General features: G+C 45.8%; 18 protein-coding genes. 1 reads left to right on the forward strand and 17 read right to left on the reverse strand.

Annotated features, from left to right (window positions below):
• The 3 genes from tnpA to parE all read right to left on the reverse strand — a co-directional run.
• Positions 1-243, reverse strand: a 243-nt coding sequence (gene tnpA / locus BMX84_RS08050; RefSeq protein ID WP_143058699.1) for an IS200/IS605 family transposase, incomplete at its 3' end; no start/stop codon positions are given.
• Between the two features lie 188 nt (positions 244-431).
• Positions 432-2,906, reverse strand: a complete 2,475-nt coding sequence (parC, locus tag BMX84_RS08055; RefSeq protein WP_091488724.1) for a DNA topoisomerase IV subunit A — start codon at positions 2,904-2,906, stop codon at positions 432-434.
• A 20-nt stretch (positions 2,907-2,926) separates the two neighbouring features.
• Positions 2,927-4,906 (reverse strand): DNA topoisomerase IV subunit B, encoded by a 1,980-nt coding sequence (gene parE, locus BMX84_RS08060; RefSeq protein WP_091488726.1) that lies wholly within the window; start codon positions 4,904-4,906, stop codon positions 2,927-2,929.
• Between the two features lie 261 nt (positions 4,907-5,167).
• Between parE and plsY the strand changes: the two genes are divergently transcribed.
• Positions 5,168-5,767 carry a glycerol-3-phosphate 1-O-acyltransferase PlsY gene (gene plsY / locus BMX84_RS08065; RefSeq protein ID WP_091488727.1) on the forward strand — a complete coding sequence of 200 codons (600 nt, stop codon included), beginning with the start codon at positions 5,168-5,170 and terminating at the stop codon, positions 5,765-5,767.
• Positions 5,768-5,829: 62 nt separating this feature from the next.
• Here plsY and BMX84_RS08070 read toward each other — a convergent pair whose 3' ends face one another.
• The 14 genes from BMX84_RS08070 to BMX84_RS08135 form a co-directional block, all read right to left on the reverse strand.
• On the reverse strand, positions 5,830-6,813 hold the full coding sequence (locus BMX84_RS08070; protein ID WP_091488729.1) for a sensor domain-containing diguanylate cyclase: 984 nt from the start codon (positions 6,811-6,813) through the stop codon (positions 5,830-5,832).
• A gap of 24 nt (positions 6,814-6,837) precedes the next feature.
• Positions 6,838-8,262: an ATP-dependent protease ATPase subunit HslU gene (gene hslU, locus BMX84_RS08075; protein ID WP_091488731.1), complete on the reverse strand. Its 1,425-nt coding sequence runs from the start codon at positions 8,260-8,262 to the stop codon at positions 6,838-6,840.
• Positions 8,263-8,275: 13 nt separating this feature from the next.
• The gene (gene hslV, locus BMX84_RS08080; protein ID WP_091488733.1) at positions 8,276-8,815 is read right to left on the reverse strand and encodes an ATP-dependent protease subunit HslV; all 540 of its coding nucleotides are present in this window, start codon (positions 8,813-8,815) and stop codon (positions 8,276-8,278) included.
• A 30-nt stretch (positions 8,816-8,845) separates the two neighbouring features.
• Positions 8,846-9,742 (reverse strand): tyrosine recombinase XerC, encoded by an 897-nt coding sequence (xerC, locus tag BMX84_RS08085; RefSeq protein ID WP_091488734.1) that lies wholly within the window; start codon positions 9,740-9,742, stop codon positions 8,846-8,848.
• 492 nt (positions 9,743-10,234) lie between these two features.
• The gene (gene topA, locus BMX84_RS08090) at positions 10,235-12,304 is read right to left on the reverse strand and encodes a type I DNA topoisomerase (protein ID WP_091488736.1); all 2,070 of its coding nucleotides are present in this window, start codon (positions 12,302-12,304) and stop codon (positions 10,235-10,237) included.
• Between the two features lie 147 nt (positions 12,305-12,451).
• Positions 12,452-13,327 (reverse strand): DNA-processing protein DprA, encoded by an 876-nt coding sequence (dprA, locus tag BMX84_RS08095; protein WP_091488737.1) that lies wholly within the window; start codon positions 13,325-13,327, stop codon positions 12,452-12,454.
• Positions 13,328-13,414: 87 nt separating this feature from the next.
• A complete protein-coding gene (locus BMX84_RS08100; RefSeq protein ID WP_091488739.1) occupies positions 13,415-14,185 on the reverse strand; it encodes a ribonuclease HII in 771 nt (256 codons plus the stop codon).
• Positions 14,163-15,026 (reverse strand): ribosome biogenesis GTPase YlqF, encoded by an 864-nt coding sequence (gene ylqF / locus BMX84_RS08105; RefSeq protein WP_091488741.1) that lies wholly within the window; start codon positions 15,024-15,026, stop codon positions 14,163-14,165. Before ylqF ends, BMX84_RS08100 begins: the two co-directional genes overlap by 23 nt.
• A gap of 46 nt (positions 15,027-15,072) precedes the next feature.
• Positions 15,073-15,687: a signal peptidase I gene (gene lepB, locus BMX84_RS08110; RefSeq protein WP_091488743.1), complete on the reverse strand. Its 615-nt coding sequence runs from the start codon at positions 15,685-15,687 to the stop codon at positions 15,073-15,075.
• A 96-nt stretch (positions 15,688-15,783) separates the two neighbouring features.
• Complete coding sequence (locus BMX84_RS08115) at positions 15,784-17,283, reverse strand: S41 family peptidase (RefSeq protein WP_091488744.1); 1,500 nt, start codon at positions 17,281-17,283, stop codon at positions 15,784-15,786.
• 21 nt (positions 17,284-17,304) lie between these two features.
• A complete protein-coding gene (gene deoD / locus BMX84_RS08120) occupies positions 17,305-18,024 on the reverse strand; it encodes a purine-nucleoside phosphorylase (protein WP_091488746.1) in 720 nt (239 codons plus the stop codon).
• Between the two features lie 27 nt (positions 18,025-18,051).
• Positions 18,052-18,273 carry a YozE family protein gene (locus BMX84_RS08125; RefSeq protein ID WP_091488748.1) on the reverse strand — a complete coding sequence of 74 codons (222 nt, stop codon included), beginning with the start codon at positions 18,271-18,273 and terminating at the stop codon, positions 18,052-18,054.
• Positions 18,270-18,791 carry a peptide-methionine (S)-S-oxide reductase MsrA gene (msrA, locus tag BMX84_RS08130; RefSeq protein WP_091488750.1) on the reverse strand — a complete coding sequence of 174 codons (522 nt, stop codon included), beginning with the start codon at positions 18,789-18,791 and terminating at the stop codon, positions 18,270-18,272. Before msrA ends, BMX84_RS08125 begins: the two co-directional genes overlap by 4 nt.
• A 47-nt stretch (positions 18,792-18,838) precedes the next feature.
• Entirely contained in the window at positions 18,839-19,471 is a 633-nt protein-coding gene (locus BMX84_RS08135) for a YpmS family protein (protein WP_091488752.1), read from the reverse strand.
• Positions 19,472-19,569: the final 98 nt, after the last annotated feature.

The raw sequence follows: 19,569 nt of genomic DNA on the forward strand, positions 1-19,569 counted from the left end.
TAAATACCCCATGAACTGAGAAACACTCAATTTTGGTGGGATGCTGACTAACATATGAATATGATCCTTACATGCATTTGCTTCGTGTATCTCCACTCCTTTTCTCTGACAAAGTTCTCGGATAATCTCACCGATGCTTTGTTTATACTTACCATAGATTATCTGTCTTCTGTACTTTGGTGCGAAAACGATGTGATACTTACATCTCCATTGTGAATGTGCTAAACTGTTCTTGTCCTTCATGGGACGCCTCCTTCAATGATTTGAGTAAGTGGTCGGGAAACCAACTTTATCTTATCATGAAGTGAGGCTTTTTTTGAACCCACGCTAAAAGCTATCCTGAACCCCCGGCACAGCCGGGGGTTTTCAAAGTACATAAAAAGAGGCCCGCATCCACCGGGAATGCGGGCCTTCCTATCTACATCGTTCGATTATTTTACTTCTTTTTCTTCCTCTATCCGCACGATGCTTTCTTTATACGCATCCACGGGTACGCCGTCGGAATCTTCGTCTAAAATGAATGAACCGTTGCTGTACCGGTCGCTGAAGGCATAATCTTTCGCTCTGACTGTGAAATCATTGCCTTTATCCGTCACGATGGTCCATTCAGCATCCAATTGTTCGATATCGATCATCAGCGCCATACGGTGAGGTTTGTTTTTCAGTTCTCTTAATACCAGCAGGCCGCGTTTGGCTCGTGAAATAACATCGAAATCTGCGACATTCATTCGCTTGATCGATCCGCGGTGAGTGACCATCAGGGCGCTCTTGTTCCCTTCAGCAGGGTTAAAGATGAGTCCGCCGGCCACTTGATCCTCTTTCTTCAAGTTGATGGACTTCACACCACTGGCGTTGGCACCCACGGTCGAAACTTCAGGCAAGGTATAGCGCAGGCCGAATCCCAGCTGGGTGACTAAGAAAACATCATAGAGTGATTCGTCATTGATCAGATACACGGACAGCAATTCATCCGTTTTCCCTTTTAACTTGATCGCTGTTGCGGAACGGGAACGGTACGTCCGTTTCGGTGCATACTCGGAAACCAGCGTCTGCTTGATATACCCCGCTTTGGTGATGAAGACAAACTTCTGCTGCTCCGAGAATTCTTTCAGGCCGTAAGCCGCAATGATTTTCTCGTCAGGCTGTATGCTGATCGTCTGGGAAATATGTTCGCCCAGATCTTTCCATTTGATCTCAGGGATCTCATGGACCGGTCGGTTGATGACATTCCCTTTCGTCGTGAACAGAACCACATGATCCAGCGTCGAGATTTTTTCAGTGAAGACTGAGTAATCCCCGTCTCTCAAAGCAATCTCTTCAGCGTTCGTAGCACCATAAGAACGCAGACTGGTCCGTTTCAGGTAGCCCTCTTTGGTCACTGACACAACGACTTCCTCTTCAGTGACGAGCACTTCTTTTTCGACTTTCAGCTCTTCGATCTTGTCTTCGATCACCGTCTGTCTGTCTTTGGCGTTTTCTTTCTTCACTTCTCTCAGTTCTTTTTTCATGACTGATTCCAGTGTTTTTTCATCGTTCAAGATCTTATTATATTCGTCGATACGCGCTGCCAGCTCGTCTGCTTCTTTTTGAAGCTGCGTGATATCTGTATTGGTCAAGCGGTACAACTGCAGACTTACGATGGCTTCAGCCTGCATTGCAGTAAAGTCATACGCACTAATGATATTGTCCTTAGCATCGCCTTTGTTCTTGCTTGCCCGAATGGTCTTGATGACCTTATCCAGGATAGAGATGGCTTTGATCAAGCCTTCAACGATATGCGCGCGTTTCTGGTCTTTATTGAGCAGGAAATTCGTACGCTTTCTGATGATATCTTTCTTATGCGCGATATAAGCCGACAAGAACTCTTTAAGTCCGACTTGCTGAGGACGACGGTCGCTGATCGCGATCATATTCAGGTTGTAAGAGACCTGCAGATCCGTATTTTTGAATAAGTAAGTCAAAATCCCCTGAGTCGGCGTATCTTTTTTCAGCTCGACCACGATACGCAAGCCGGTACGGTCACTTTCATCACGCACGTCTGCGATGCCATCGATTTTCTTGTTGATGCGGATCTCGTCCATTTTACGGACCATCGTCGCTTTGTTCACTTCATAAGGGATCTCGGTGATGACGATCTGTTCTTTGCCGCCTCTCACTTTTTCGATCTCGGTCTTTGAACGGATGACGATTTTCCCTTTACCCGTTTTATAGGCATTTTTAAGTCCTTTGACGCCTTGAATGATGCCGCCGGTCGGGAAATCCGGTCCTTTGATAAAGTCCATCAGTTTGTCGACGGATGCATTCGGATGCTGGATCTGGTAGATGCAGGCATCGATGACTTCGCCCAGATTATGGGGCGGGATATCGGTAGCATAACCGGCAGAAATACCCGTTGCCCCATTAACTAAAAGGTTAGGGAAACGTGCCGGCAGGACGGTCGGTTCATTGGTCGTATCGTCAAAGTTCAGGACGAACTCGACCGTTTCTTTATCGATGTCTTTCAATAATTCATTAGCCACTTTTGACAGTCGCGCCTCGGTATAACGCATGGCTGCCGGTGGATCGCCGTCCATGCTCCCGTTGTTGCCGTGCATCGTAACTAAAGGTGTCTTCATTTTCCAGTCCTGGCTCATTCGGACCATGGCTTCATAAACACTGCTGTCGCCGTGCGGGTGGAAGTTACCGATAACGTTCCCCACCGTTTTCGCTGATTTTCTGAAGCCCTTGTCGTGCGTGTTGCCTTCTGAATACATCGCATACAGGATTCGGCGCTGTACGGGCTTGAGACCGTCTCTGATGTCCGGCAGTGCCCGTTCCTGGATGATATACTTCGAATATCTCCCGAAACGGTCGCCCATCACTTCTTCTAGTGTTAACTCTTGGATTTCTTCTCGTTGTTTTGCCATATCAGTAAGTCAAACCTTTCTCACAACTCTACAGTTTCTTCCACTTCTTCAAGGATGTCATTCGTTTCCAGAATGCTGCCTTCTTCTTCAAGCGAGAATTCCACATTCTCTTCGATCCACTTACGACGGGGATCGACTTTGTTCCCCATGAGGACAGACACCCGGCGTTCAGCCTGTGCGACGTCATCGATCGTCACACGTATGAGCGTCCGTGACTCAGGATTCATCGTTGTATCCCACAACTGGTCGGCGTTCATTTCACCCAAACCTTTGTAGCGCTGGATGATGTAGCCTTTACCGAATGTCTTCAGGAGTTTGTCCAGTTCTTCATCCGTCCAGGCATACTCGATGACCTCTTTCTTGCCTTTGCCTTTAGACACTTTATATAAAGGCGGCAGGGCGAGATACACTTTGCCTTCTTCGATCAGGGGTTTCATATAACGGTAGAAGAAGGTCAAAAGCAGGACCTGGATATGCGCACCGTCTGTATCCGCATCGGTCATGATGACGACTTTATCGTAATTACAGTCTTTGATATCGAATTCAGGTCCGACACCTGCACCGATCGTGTAGATCATCGTGCTGATCTCTTCATTTTTCAGGATATCCTGCATGTTCGCTTTTTCTGTATTGATGACCTTACCACGCAGAGGCAGGATCGCCTGGAATTTTCTGTCACGGCCCTGTTTGGCAGAACCACCGGCAGAATCTCCCTCGACGAGATACAATTCATTCTTCTTAGCATTTTTACTTTGAGCCGGCGTCAGTTTACCGGATAAAAGTGTTTCTTTACGTTTCTTTTTCTTGCCGTTTCGAGATTCATCTTTCGCTTTACGTGCCGCTTCCCGGGCTTCTCTGGCTTTGATCGCTTTCCGGACGATCTGCTGACTCATTTCGCCGTTTTCAGCCAGCCAGAAGTTGAACTGCTCTGAAATCACCGTATCACACGCTGCGCGTGCTTCAGTGGTCCCAAGCTTGCTCTTGGTCTGACCTTCAAACTGGAGTAAATGCTCCGGGATACGGACAGATAGAATGATCGCGATCCCTTCGCGCACGTCGGTCCCTTCGAGGTTCTTGTCCCGCTCTTTTAAAAGGTTCACGCGCTTGGCATATTCATTGAAGGTCTTTGTGATCGCGGTTTTCGTACCGATCTCATGCGTCCCGCCATCTTTGGTCCGCACATTATTGACAAAGCTCAAAAGGTTTTCTGAATAGCCGTCGTTATATTGAAAGGCACATTCCACTTCGATGCCTTTATATTCACCTTCAAAGTAGGCGATCGGTGTCAGTGTATCTTTTTCTTCATTGATATATTTGACGAATTCCTTGATGCCTTCTTCGTAATGAAAGATTTCTTCGGCATCTTCTTTGCGTTCATCTTTGACCGAGATCGTCACGTCTTTCAAAAGGAAGGCCGATTCTCTCAAGCGTTCACTCAACTGTGAGAAAGAATAGTCCGTTGTTGAAAAGATTTCAGGATCCGGTTTGAAATGCACCGTGGTCCCAGTCGCTTTTTTCTGGCCTTTTTTCTTCGTCAGTTTACCGTCAGGCTTTCCGCCCTTTTTAAAATGCTGCGTGTACTCAAAGCCGTCGCGGTTGACTTGGACCGTCAACTCTTCAGACAGCGCATTCACAACAGAAGCCCCTACACCATGCAGACCACCGGATGTTTTGTATCCGCCGCTCTGGCCGAACTTGCCACCGGCGTGCAGGACTGTAAAAATAACTTGTATAGTCGGCACACCAGACTTATGCATTCCCGTCGGCATCCCGCGTCCATCGTCTTTGACTGTGATGCTGTTGTCTTTGTGGATGGTAACGTCGATCCGTGTCCCATATCCGGCCAGCACTTCATCTACGGCGTTGTCAACGATCTCATAGACAAGATGGTGCAGCCCTCTGGAGTCTGTCGATCCAATATACATGCCAGGACGTTTTCTGACCGCGTCCAGGCCTTCCAACACTTGAATTGAACTATCATCGTAATTATTTTTTGCCATTACCACAGATTCTCCTTTGATTCTTCACATGCTGATATTTCGTTATTCAACTTTTTATAATAAAAATAGATTGTGTATTCTTTCGTTAAAAGCCAAGCACTATTAATCTTACCATAATTTAAGTAGCATGTGTAAAAAACCTTTGTTCCCCTAACGCCAGAGGCATGTTATGTGCCTTCACCTGCCATCTTTTATTGTTGTCACCGTCCTGTCATGGTAGAATAATAAAGGATTAAGGGTGAACTTAAGGAGGAAACATGTTTGATTGAACTAATACTCATTGCTGCAGCTTACCTGCTCGGATCGATCCCCTCGGGCGTATGGATAGGTAAAGCATTTTTTAAAACAGATATAAGAGAACAGGGAAGCGGGAACTCAGGGACTACGAATACTTACCGGGTCCTCGGGAAATGGGCCGGCACAGTCGTTTTGGTCATGGATATCGCCAAAGGAACACTAGCTGTTTTGCTGCCGCTCTGGTTTGGTGTCACGATCCATCCCATGATCTTCGGTTTGTTCGCGATCATCGGCCACGTTTATCCGATTTTTGCCGGATTTAAAGGCGGAAAAGCCGTGGCGACAACTGCTGGTGTCGCTCTGGGAGTCCAACCCCTTTTCGTCCTGGTTTTGATCATGGTGTTCGCGGCCATCCTGTATACATCGAGTATGGTCAGCCTTGCAAGCGTACTGACCCTGATCATCGCTGCCGGAGCTGCTCTCTTTGTAGGGGACTGGGTCTTCACTGCCATCGTCTGGATCGCTATGATTTTAGTTGTCGTGAGGCACCGGGCAAACATCGACCGGATCAGAAAGGGCGAAGAAAACAAGGTCCCTTTCGGATTGAATCAATCAGATAAATAAAGAGTAAAAGACCTTTTCCAGCTCAGTCTGTTTAATACGACTGAGTGTGGAAAAGGTCTTTTTTATCCGATTACCCGGTTTTTTCCGTTCGCTTTAGCTTTGTACAAGTTTTTATCCGCTTCTCTGAGAACATCCTCATGGTCCCCTTGGGTGTACAGAGTAAATCCCCCGCTGATAGTCAGCGATTCCAGTTTCAGGAATTCATTGGTTTCTATCGCTAACCGGCAGTCATTAAGCTGTTTTTCTGCTGCCTCTTTTGAAGTGTCGGGTAAAAGGATCAGGAATTCTTCACCGCCGTAACGGCCGACGATCCCTTTTCTATCCAGTTTACATTCCAGTGTCTTCGCGATTTCTTTGAGCACGTAGTCCCCAAAGACATGGCCTTTCGTGTCATTGAGATGCTTGAAATCGTCAATGTCCACCATGCTCACTGCCAGCTGTTTGCCTTTGACAGCCGAATCGATCATATGGGTCTTCAGTTCTCTGATGACTGCACGCCGGTTCCTGATCTGTGTGAGTTCATCTTTGTCGACAAGTTCGATCAGTGAAGACGTCAGATCCTCCAGATTTTCCACTTTGCTTTTCTGCTTGGAGACATCAAATACGATGCCTGCAGCAAATAAAGGTGCCCCGTCTTCTGCTCTTTTCGTGACTTTCCCTCGGTCATAAAACCATTTCCAGGTTCCATCCTTGGCTTTGATGCGGTATTCGACCTCATAAACAGGAGCCAGGCCTTTCAAGTGCTGCCGCATATTATCCATCACAGGTTCGTGATCCTCGGGATGCAGTTTGTTTGTAAAAAAATCATAAGGAATCTTTTCAGGCAGCTGATCGACAGAATAGCCGAGCGCTTCCACTTTCAAAGGATTAAAGACCACGTCATTGGTCTGGATATTCCAGTACCAGTGACCGAGATTTCCTTTCCAGGGATAGTCCAGCTTCGCTTCGGCTGCTTTTTCGGCCAGCAGTTCATCGATCAGCATTTGCTGTTCCTTGATCTTAAAGAGCAGTTCCTCTTTAGTCCGCTCATGTAATTGCTCACTCATCACTTCTGCACCCCAATAAATGTCTTATAAGATATAGCGGCTAAGGTCCTTGTTCTCGACGATATGGCCGATTTTATCTTCAACATATTTTTCTGTGATCTTCACTTCGCCCATCGTCATATCCGGAGATTCGAACAGCAGATCTTCAAGCAGGCGCTCAAGGATCGTATGCAGACGACGTGCACCGATGTTGTCAGTCGATTCATTGACATCATAAGCGATCTCGGCGATCTTCTCGATGGCTTCCATGGTGAAGATGACATCGATGTTTTCTGTTTCAAGCAGCGCACGGTACTGTTTCACCAGTGCATTTTCGGGTTCTGTCAGGATCTTCACGAAATCGTCTTTCGTCAAGTCATTCAGTTCCACGCGGATCGGGAAACGTCCCTGCAGTTCAGGGATCAGATCGCTTGGTTTAGACAGGTGAAAAGCGCCGGAACCGATGAACAGGATATGGTCGGTATTGACTGTTCCATATTTCGTACGCACACTGGATCCTTCAACGATCGGCAGGATGTCTCTCTGAACACCTTCTCGGGAGACCTGACCGCTGTTCTGCTGTCCTTTAGACGTGATCTTATCGATCTCATCCACAAAGATGATCCCTGAGTTCTCTGTCAAGTTGATCGCATCGGAATAAATATCTTCCGTGTTGATCAGCTTGTCTGCTTCTTCTTCCGTAAAGATATCGACCGCTTCTTTAACCGTGACTTTACGCTTCACTTTTTTAGTCGGGGTCAGCTGGCCGAATGTTTCTGACAAGTCGATACCCATCGATTCCAGCGGCTGGCTCATCGGACTATTCGACGCTTTTTTCTTTTCTTCGACTTTGATCTCGACTTCGCGTGAGTCAAGGATCCCGCGGCTGATCTGGTCGATCAGGGCGTCACGTTTGGAAGAGATCTCTTCCGTGACAGTTTCTTCTTCCTCTTCGGCATTCTGATTGAACTGATTCGGGTCCATGCCCATCCCTTTGAACATTCCCGCTAAAGGATTGTTGTCATAGCCGCTTTTTTCCTTCTTGATCCCTGGAGCTAGGGCTTTAGCGACGCGTTCGATGGCACGTCTTTCTGCACGTCCGCGTACGTTTTTACGGTACTCTTCACGGACCAGCTGGATCGCTGATTCTGTGAGGTCTCTGACCATGGATTCCACATCGCGGCCAATGTAGCCGACTTCTGTGAATTTCGTTGCTTCCACCTTGATAAATGGCGCATCCACGATAGCAGCCAGACGACGGGCGATCTCCGTTTTACCGATACCTGTCGCTCCGATCATCAGGATGTTTTTCGGTGTGATTTCTTTCTGCATGTCATCATCGAGCTTCAGACGACGGTAGCGATTACGCAGTGCGACTGCGACCGCTTTTTTAGCGTCCTTCTGGCCCACGATGTATTTATCCAGTTTGGTTACGATTTCTCTTGGTGTTAAATCATTTCTTGCTTTCATGTCATCAGTCTCCTTACAGTTTTTCGGTTACGATATTATGGTTGGTGTATACACAGATATCCGCTGCAATCGTCAAACTGTCTTTGGCGATTTCTTCTGCGGACAGGGTTTCTCCGTGTTTCTTCAAGGCACGGGCAGCTGACAAGGCAAAATTACCGCCTGAACCGATACCTAAAATACCATCGTCCGGCTGGATGACTTCACCATTACCGGAAACCAGAAGCATCTGTTCCTTGTTCATGACGATGAGCAAAGCTTCCAGGTTTTTCATCATCTTGTCTGTACGCCATTCCTTGGCCAGTTCCACGGCAGCACGCATGAGGTGACCGTTGTACTGGTTCAGATAGCCTTCAAATTTTTCTTCGAGTGTGAATGCATCAGCCACACTGCCGGCAAAGCCGACGAGGACTTCATTGTTATAGATCTTTCTTACTTTACGGGCTGAGCCTTTCATAATGACTTTCTCGCCCATTGTGACCTGACCGTCTCCAGCCATGGCACATTCGCCATTATGTTGAATAGCTAAAATCGTGGTTGCATGAAACTCTGTCATTTTGTATTCCTCCATTTAAAAGTGTTTAGTTTATGCTCTGGGGTGATAAGAATTATAATCCTTCTGCAGGTGCTCAGTGGTCACATGCGTATAGATCTGCGTCGAAGCCAGACTCTTATGCCCCAGCAGTTCCTGTACCGTCCGTATGTCGGCGCCATTATTAAGTAAATGAGTCGCAAACGTGTGACGCAGCATGTGAGGAGTGATGTTATGAGACAGCGAACTCTTTTTGATCAGCTGTGTCAGCACGAACTGAATGCCGTTCTGCGTGATCTGATCGCCATGATGATTGATGAACAGATAGTCGTGGTCTTTCTTGTATTTCGACATTACGACTTGACGTCCATCTTCAATATAAGCTTTCACGGCTTCACTCGCATAATGACCGAAAGGAATATAGCGTTCCTTCCGTCCTTTTCCTTTAACGAAAAGCATCCCCATCTCAAAATCGATATCTTCCAGCTGGATGCCCTGGCATTCGCTTACCCGGATCCCTGTGCCGTAAAGCAGTTCCAGAAGAGCCTGATTGCGCTGGTCGAGCGGGGCATCGCCTTCTGTCGCTTCAAAAAGCACCTTCATTTCTTCTTCATAGAAAAAGCTGGGCAGTCGTGACCCGCGTTTTTTCAGATGCAGATAAGAAAACGGGTTGTCCTTAACGATTTCGTTGTTGAGTAAAAACTGATAAAAAGCACGGATACTGGAGATTTTTCGCGAAATCGATGCACGCGAGTACTCTTTATCTGTCAAATAACTCAGATATATCCGTGCATCAGACAATTCAACTGTCAAGATGTCTTCTTCCCCTGTTTCTTTTAAAAATCGCTCAAAGGCCGTTAAATCGTCAATATAAGCAAGAGTCGTATGCTCAGAATAGTGACGTTCATTGGTCAGATAATTCGAAAAAAGGGTGATCCATTTATTTTCCATGCCTATCTCTCCTCACCTTCTCTATTTTACCATATGTGAGACACTGAGGCACATAAAGAAAGTGGGATAAAACAATGAAGATTTAAGAACATTTGAAATGAAGGATCGATCATGCTCGATCCCTTTAGTATCTGGAAGGTCAGCACAGGCTTAGCCTGTCACAATATCGAGAATCGGTTGTTCAAGTCTCTTAGCAACCGATTCTTCCACTGATTCAAGCGGAAAGTGGGTACAAAACCGATATAGTGACACGTTCAATCATCTAGGGCTCTGGAACCTGTCGCAATACCGTGATTAGAACACCTTTTATGCCGCACAGTACTCAAAACCTGTCGCAATACCGGCATAGCGGAAAATTCAAGCACAACATTCCTAAAGTTCTCGCTGCATTTAGACCCAACAGGCCAGCCTTGTAAGTTTGACCCCCTCAATGAGCTCTCTAAAGACGAAGAAAGAGGCTGTCTCCAGCCTCTTTCCACCGTATAACGATCTTTATTTTTGTGGTTCTTCCTTGTAATCACAATTGGAACAAATGACTTGCTTCTGTTTTTTCGTTTTCTTCTCGACCAGATAGTGATCGCATTTCGGACAATCGCGACCGATCGGTTTGTCCCATGACGTGAATTCGCATTCCGGGTAGTTTTCGCATCCGTAGAAGATACGTTTCTTCTTGGACTTGCGTTCCACCACTTCACCTTTTTTACATACCGGACACGTCACACCGATTTTCTTGACGATCGGTTTGGTGTTTCGGCAGTCAGGGAAATTGGAACAGGCATAGAACTTGCCGTAGCGGCCCATTTTAATGACCATGGGCGACCCGCATTTTTCACAGTCAAAGCCAGCCGGTTCATCCTCGATCTCCACTTCTTCGAGTTCTTTTTCTGCCGTTGTGACTTCTTCTTTAAAGGGTTTATAAAACTGATCGATGACTTCGACCCATTCTTTGGTCCCTTCTTCAACGGCATCCAGATCTTTCTCCATATCCGCTGTAAAGTTGACATCGACGATATTCGGGAAGAATTCGCCGATGATCGTATTGACGATGGTACCGAGCTCTGTCGGCTCAAACCGTTTGTTCGCCAGTGTCACATAATAGCGGCGCTGGATGGTTTCAAGCGTCGGTGCATAAGTCGACGGACGACCCACACCGTTTTCCTCCAGTGTTTTGATCAGAGTCGCTTCACTGTAGCGGGCAGGCGGCTGTGTGAAGTGCTGGTTCGGTTCGATCGCATCCATTTTGATCTTATCGCCTTCTTCAAGGTCCGGCAAGATGTTGTCCTTGTCTTTCTTGCTTTCAGCATAAGCCAGCTGATACCCTTTGAATTTAATCTGCGAACCGTTCGCTCTGAATCTCACACCGTTCTGCTCGATATCCACGCGGACGGTATCATAAACAGCCGGTTTCATCTGACTGGCAATAAAACGTGACCAGATCAGCGAATACAGTTTGTACTGATCTTTTGAGAGATACTGCTTGATGTCAGACGGTTTGCGCATGGCGCTGGTCGCACGGATGGCTTCGTGTGCATCCTGGGCAGACTGACTGTTTTTCTGCTTTCTGGGTTTAGTGGCCGCATATTCTTCACCGAACTCACTTAAAATCACTTCATGGGCTTCCTGTTTCGCCGTCTCAGACAAACGCGTGGAATCCGTACGCATATAGGTGATCAGTCCTGTGGTCCCACCTTTACCAAGTGAGATTCCTTCATAAAGCTGCTGGGCGATCATCATGGTTTTACGGGTCCGGAAGTTCAGCTTGCCAGCGGCTTCCTGCTGCAGGCTACTGGTCGTGAACGGTGCATAAGGATTACGCTTGCGTTCCTTCTTGACGACCTTGGTGACATCAAAGTCAGCCTTCTGGTCCAGTTTCTCCAGTACATTCTGTACGGCATCGTTATCCGGCAGTTTGGTTTTCTTGTTGTTCAAGCCGTAAAAATTCGCATCAAACACATTTTTTGCCTTTTTGAATTTGGCTTCGATGGACCAGTATTCTTCAGGCACGAAGTTCTTGATCTCTTCTTCGCGGTCGCAGATCATTTTCAAAGCAACAGACTGTACCCGTCCGGCACTCAGACCACGCTTGACTTTTTTCCAGAGCAGCGGGCTGATCTGATATCCCACGATACGGTCAAGGATACGTCGGGCCTGCTGGGAATCAATGAGATCCTCGTTCAGATTTCTCGGATTTTTTAAAGCGTTCTTCACGGCGTCTTTGGTGATCTCGTTAAAGACGACACGGTTTTTTTCTTCATTATCCAGTTTTAGGATGTGGCTTAAGTGCCAGGCAATGGCTTCCCCTTCTCTGTCCGGGTCAGCTGCGAGAAAAACTTTTTCAGCTTTTTTTGCATGTTTCTTTAGATCCTTGATGACCGGGCCTTTACCGCGGATCGTAATGTAATCGGGCTGGTAATCATGTTCAAAATCCACACCCATACGACTTTTGGGCAAGTCTCTGATATGACCTAAACTGGCCACCACTTTATAATTTCTTCCAAGATACTTTTCGATCGTTTTTGCTTTTGCGGGCGATTCTACAATGACTAAATATTTATAAGCCAAATTGCAGGCTCCTTCCTCATATACCATATTTTTTACGCTGATTTTCTATAATTGCGTCATATTCTTGGTCTTCACAAGAATCGTAATCTATCATAGGGCATATGAATTCACTTTGTCAACTTTTAAAACTATATTTAATTAAAAACTTCACACAGTCATGTGCCATTCTGATAAAATATCGTCGTACGACTGGCAGAGTATTGCTCCTGCTTTGATCAGATCCAGACATCCTTTTGACTGCTCGCTGAAAACAGAACCAGGAACGGCAAAAACATCACGTCCTTCTTCAAGAGCCAGTCGTGCCGTGATGAGACTTCCGCTCCGTTCTCTGGCCTCAACGACTAAGATACCACGGGAGAGGCCGGCAATGATCCGGTTACGCAGAGGAAAATACTGCTTCTTAGGTGTTCTGTTCAGCGGATACTCAGAAAGGATCAGATGGTTCTTGCCGATTTCCTCCTGCAGCGGTTTATTTTCCCTTGGATAAGCATATCCGATCCCATTCCCTAAGACCGCGATCGTTTTTCCTCCATTTTCAATAGTCTTGGTATGCACATACGTATCAATGCCTCTCGCCAGACCGCTCACTGTCACCAAATCATGGCAGACAAGGGGAGGAAGCAGCTCTTTGAGGAATCGCTCACCGTACTCTGTGCAGTCACGTGCACCGACAATGCCTATCGTCCCTTTATATACGAGAGAAAAATCTCCTTTATAAAAGAGGACCAGCGGTGGTTCATAACTTTTTCTCAGTGCATACGGGTAATCCTCCTGACTGAGATAAACGGTATGGATACCTGCCGCTTTCTCTTCTTCCATGGATGTAGCATAATCGAATTCTTTCAAATATCGCCAGAAAGCTGTTTTCTTCTGAAAAGTCATGGCAAGTGACCGGTCAGATATTAACGTGTAGTCACTAAATTCCGGATGGTCACTGATCAAGACCTTCCATTTTTCCTTATGACTTAAAAACGGGCAATAAGCTAACGCATATAAGTAATCTTCTGTCTGGATCGTCTGCAAAACATTATCTCCTTAAATAAAAAAATTGAGTTCCTATCTCTTTTATTGTTAAAAGAAATAAAAACTCACTAATTTTATTCGATTTTTTTACAGAAGGTCTTTGACCGGTCGGAACGACTTCCTGTGGATAGGTGTCACTCCATGCTTTTTCAGCCCATCAAGGTGATCTTTTGTACCGTACCCGGCATTTCTCTCAAAACCGTATCCCGGATATTTTTCCGCCAATTCCTTCATTATATTATCGCGTGTGACTTTTGCAATAATGGAAGCAGCGGCGATCGATATGCTTTTAGCATCGCCCTTGATGATTTTCTCCTGAGGGATCCGGCTGTCGATACGCATGGCATCGATCAGCAGACAATCGGGATGGATGCCCAGACCTTCAACAGATTCTTTCATCGATACGCGGGTCGCTTCATAGATGTTCAAACTATCGATCAGTTCTGGAGAGATGACCGAATAATTGATAGCCAGCGCCACTTTTTTTATCTTTTCAGCCCAGTGTTCCCGTTCTGCCTCACTGAGTTGCTTGGAATCATTGATACCAGCCAAATCAGGTTCTTCCGGCAAAATGACTGCAGCAGAAACGACAGGACCAGCCAGAGGACCGCGTCCCACTTCATCGATACCGGCGATATATCCTTTCCCCTGTTCCCGGAAAGCCCGCTCATACGACTGCATCATATGGTAATTCTCCTGTATCAAGGCCTGTTTCTTCAACCGGTTCTCATACTGCTTCACTGCCGTTTGAACACCTTTTCTTGCATCCTGTTTCAACAGTGCAAGATAATCGCTGGATATTTCTGTTCCACTGCTTAAGAGTTCTTTTATTTCTTTAATCGTCTGTGTCTTTTCCATAGATATCTTCTGGTCGCTCAAGTGTGATCCTTCCTAACAATCCATTTCTAAGTTCGTGAATGAACATTTCTGCTCCTCGGTCATAATCATCCCGGAACCCTCTGACTTTTGTTATCTCTAAAAGTAATTCCGGCAGGTCGAGTGCCTGTTCTCTACCCTCTTTTAAGTTATAACGTTCTGTCATCGCCCCTGGGTAATGTTCTTTCAAATAACCCATGGCATACAGAGCGATATCGTCCAGATGCAGCAGGGTATCTTTGATTGCGCCAGTTACGGCCAGTCGTTTCCCGACATCCTGATCTTCGAATTTCGGCCATAGGATCCCTGGAGTATCCAGAAGCTCCAGTTCTTTACCATACTTGATCCACTGCTGAGCTTTAGTTACACCCGGTTTGTTCCCAGTCCGGGCAATGTTCTTGTGTGCAAACCGATTGATCAGTGTGGATTTCCCAACGTTCGGTATGCCTACGCAGACTGCTCTGATCGCACGTGGTTTCATGCCTTTCGCTTCGCGTTTTTCAAAGAAAGGTTTCAGCACTTTTTTTGTCAGTTTCAAAATTTCTTTGAGGCCCTGTCCTTCTTTCGCGTTGATCGAGATGGCAGGGATCCCTCGGCTTTCATAGTCTCTCACCCAGGCAGCTGTTTGTCTGGGATCGGCTAGATCACTTTTCATTAAGATCACGATATGCGGCTTATCGCCGATCATTTCTTTGACATCCGGATTCTTGCTTGAATAGGGGATCCGTGCATCGATCAGTTCATAAACGACATCCACCATCTTTAATTTTTCCAGAAATTGTCTTTTTGCTTTGGCCATGTGGCCGGGATACCATTGTATCATGTGTCTTTCCTCTCCTTGCATGCCTGCTTAATACAGTACAGGCTTTTTACTCTGTGTCATCGATGAAGCCGAAGCGATCCAGCGGCCAGATGCGCAGACTTGTTTTGCCAGTCACTGAGTCCTTTTCGATAAAGCCGAAAGAACGACTGTCTTTGGAATTCACGCGGTTGTCTCCCAAAACGAAATAGGCATCTTCGGGGACTTCTTCGACGCCCTCGATGGAAGCCAGACTGAAGTTGCTGTTCAAAGACTGCAGGTCAGATTCACTCACACCTGACAGATCGATGTAGTCTTCTTCGATCGTCTCACCGTCGATATAAAGTGTCTGATCCGTAAATGTGATTTCATCTCCGGGAAGACCGATCACACGCTTGATGAACTGTTTATCGTTATCTTCAGGTGAAGGGAAGACGATCACATCAAAACGGTCGATATCACCCACTTTATTCAAAATCAAGCGGTCTCCATCATGCAGAGTCGGTTCCATAGACGCCCCTTCAACTCTGACGGGAGCTATAACGTAGAGTCTGATGCTTAAGAATATACCGGTGATGACAACAATATAAATAAATGTACTTATGATTTCTTGAAACAGTGTTTTTTCTTTTTGGGGCTTCTTATTATATTTGTCTCTTCGGGGAGTAAAAGATGAATCTTCCATACAATGACCTACTCTCTCTTATACATATTTAAAAAAGATAGAGAAAGAAAATGATCGGGCATCAGAAGACACGCGATATTTTCTTTCTCTTCCTTCTTAATTTTCCAATAAATAATCGACTGCCGCATCGTACTGTGCATCATTTGCTTCTATCAGTTCACGCAGTCTCTCGACGAGCGTACGTGCGGTATCACCGGTCACGATGCCATCCTGATCCAGTTCATTTTCAGCCTGGAAAGATTCCACAGCTTCTACCGTTTCTTCATCATAAGTGAAGTCGACTGACCCCACATCATAATCAAGGACATCCAGGATCTGTTCCAGATTATACACTTCTTCGGATACATCACCCGTTTCATACGTTTCTTCTGAATTCACGAGCATAAGGTTGATATAGTCAGGCATTTCAACTTCCATATCCGGAGCGATGCCTTCTTCATTGATCCATGTCCCATCAGCTGTCAGCCATTTTCCGGCTGTGAACTTGATTTCACCGTCACCGGTAATATCCAGGACATTCTGTATGGTCCCTTTGCCGAAAGTGGTCGTTCCGATCAGTGGGATATCAGCCGACTGACTCATTGCTCCGGCAAGGATCTCAGAAGCACTGGCGCTGCCGCCGTTGATCAGCAGGACACTTTCCTGATCCAATTTAAATTCTCCGAGTTCATCCGACGCCGTATAGACATAAGGTTCTTCACCTCTACCTTGAGACTGCATCAGTGGTTCGCCGTTTTCAACAAAAATGTTAGAAAGCTGCAGAGCAGAATCGAGCAGTCCGCCCGGATTTCCTCTCACATCAAAAATAAATTCTTCAGCGCCTTCTGCCTGAAGGGCCTCGATCGCGTCTACCAGTTCCTCGTAGGTCGGTCGATTGAAATTCGTGATGTGCACATAACCGATCGTCGGATTATCTGCGTCTATTTCATATACCACTGACTCGAGCGGGATGGAATCTCTGATGATGTTAACAGTAAATTCATTGTCTCCTCTGATGATCGACAATTCTACTTCTGTCCCTTGAGGGCCACGGATCAAAGCGACCGCTTCATTGATCGACAGTTCAGCTACGGATTCACCGTTCACCTCATCAATCAGATCGTTGGGCAGTAAGCCGGCTTCTTCAGCAGGCGATCCAGATATTGGTGAGATGATACGTACGTATTCGCCTTCTTTCATCACTTCAGCACCGATACCTTCAAAAGAACCTTCAATATCTTCGTTCATTGAAGTGGCTTCCACTTCATCAAGATACGTCGTATAAGGATCTTCCACAGCTTCAGCCATTCCTTGAAGCGCTCCTTCGATCAAGGTATCCGAATCTACTTCTTCCAGATACTGGGTCATTAAAATCGAGTAGACTTCTCTCAAAGGTTCAAAATCCACCTCATCTGCCAGGTCCTCTGATTCTGTTCCCAGTAAAGAATCTGCTTCTTCCGTTTCGTTTTGAAGGTCGGCCTGATCGTCTGAATCTCCAGTGACATTCAGGGCCAGGACTGTTCCTAAAACCGCAACCAGAAGTACGATCAGTAAGGATGCTATATATACAGTCAAACTGACTTTTTTCGTCTCTTTATTCTCCGGTTCGTGCTGCATGAAAGCCCTCTTCTCTTAAATTTACTTGTTGTCTTCCATTCTTAATGCTGCTTCGAGTGCAATGATCATCATATCGTTAAAGGTCGTCTGTCTCTCTTCGGAAGTCGTTTCTTCTCCGGTCAGGATATGATCACTGATCGTCAACAATGCCAAAGCTCTCTTATTGTGCTTGGCAGCCAGGGAGTAAAGACCTGCAGCTTCCATTTCTACAGCCATGATGCCGTAATCAGCCAGTTTCTGCTTGTCCAGCTCTTCATTATAAAAGCGGTCTGCACTCAAAACATTCCCGACACGAATGTTCATTTCTTTTTCCATACCGATATCGTAGGAATGTCTCAGCAAGTCAAAGTCTGCGATCGGTGCAAAATCCACCTGGTTCTTAAAAATGTGACGGTGGATACTTGAATCGGTCGTTGCTGCTTGAGCGAGAACGACGTCGCGGATCTTCACTTCTTTTTTCAGTGCCCCGGCTGAACCAACACGAATAAGATTCTCTACACCATATTCCTGGATCAATTCTTCACCATAGATCATCAGTGACGGGATTCCCATACCTGTTCCTTGAACGGATATTTCAGTCCCTTTGTAAGTTCCTGTATAACCGAAGGCATTTCTAACGGTATTGTACTGCTTGACATCTTCTAAAAATGTTTCAGCGATATATTTAGCTCGAAGAGGATCCCCCGGCATCAAGACCGTTTTTGCGATTTCACCTTTTTTTGCTTCTATGTGTACACTCATTTGACATTCTCCTTTAAAAATATTTTTTTATTTATTATTATCTTTATACATTTGATAAACTTTGTCAAAGACTTCCATTGAGACGACGTAATCCCCATTCATTTCCAGATAATCGGAAAGTTCATTATAATCAGTTGACTGCTTGGGAAATGTGCCGTCATGATCGACCGCATTCGCAAAACGTGTGATGTCGTCTTTTTTATACGGATCTCTTAACGTCTTGACATAGTGGTAAAATGAGCGTCTCATTCACAGACCTCCTGAGGATGTGATTCTGCCCATTGTCTCCGCTGTTCTTGTTCACGTGCATAAGCAGCCGGATTTTTTTTGTAAAACTGCTGGTGTTCTTCTTCAGCCGGATAAAAAGGCCCGGCTTTTTCTATTGTGGTCACAATAGGTTTATCGTAATCGTTCGATGTCTGAAGCTGAGTTCTAGAAGCTTCAGCCTTGACTCTCTGTGCTTCATTAAAATAGAAGATGACCGGACGATAACTCTCGCCGCGATCCATGAACTGACCCATGGCGTCTGTCGGATCCGTCTGCTGCCAGTAGATCGTCAGGAGGTCTTCGTAAGAAAGCTCCTCTTCATCGTAATGGACCATCACCGCTTCGGTATGACCGGTTTCCTGTGCCTTGACTTGTTCATACGTCGGATTCAAAACGTGTCCGCCAGTATAGCCCGAAACAACTTTACTTATTCCTTTCATCGTTTCAAAAGGCTGGACCATGCACCAGAAACATCCGCCTGCAAATAATGCCTTTTCCAATCAAAAAATCCTCTCTAAATATAAAGATACGAAACAAAACTATTATATCATTTTATAGCTTCTTCAGGCAAAATAATATCCAGTCTGATATCATCCGCTTCTAGATCGATTTTTTTCATCCGCAGCTGCATATCATTTTTCAGACTGAATTCATTAAATGCAACAAGGACAAACGCGTCATCGCTGTTTATGCGGATCCATTCCGGTAGTTCCAGCTGCTGATCTAAAATATTCAGCGCGATGTCGATCGGCAGGTCAAACGCCCCAAGCTGGATACGCTGCGCACGCAACTGCAGGTTACCATTATCCATGACTAAAGGTTCCATGTACAAACCGAAATCGACATCAAAGCCAAACACATTCAGTGCCCCTTCCATCTCGACCAGCTCATCAACAGTAACCGTGTAACCGTTAAACCGTTCATCTAACTCTTCCTGCAGATACAAATTAGCGACTCGTTCGACTTGAGTTTTGTCTGTGACTAACTCAAAGTCCATCGCCTCATCCGACACAGCGATTTCTTCTGTATCGGTCTGGATCGTTTCATTGTCTGAAAGGATATTCAGCTGCACAGCAAGCCATATCAAAATGCCGATATTGACCAACAGCAGTATGATGAATGCCCATTTCCAGCCAGATCCATGTTGTCCTGCTGTTCGATTTCCACGCGTATCCGCCAAATCGCATACCCTCCTTTATAACTGCACATTTCTACTTGATTTTAATTTATGTGTTAACATTTTATCTGTGTTATAATAAATAAAAATCAGAAAAAACG

The organism is Alkalibacterium putridalgicola (assembly GCF_900109825.1).
GTDB classification, from domain to species: Bacteria; Bacillota; Bacilli; order Lactobacillales; family Carnobacteriaceae_A; genus Alkalibacterium; species Alkalibacterium putridalgicola.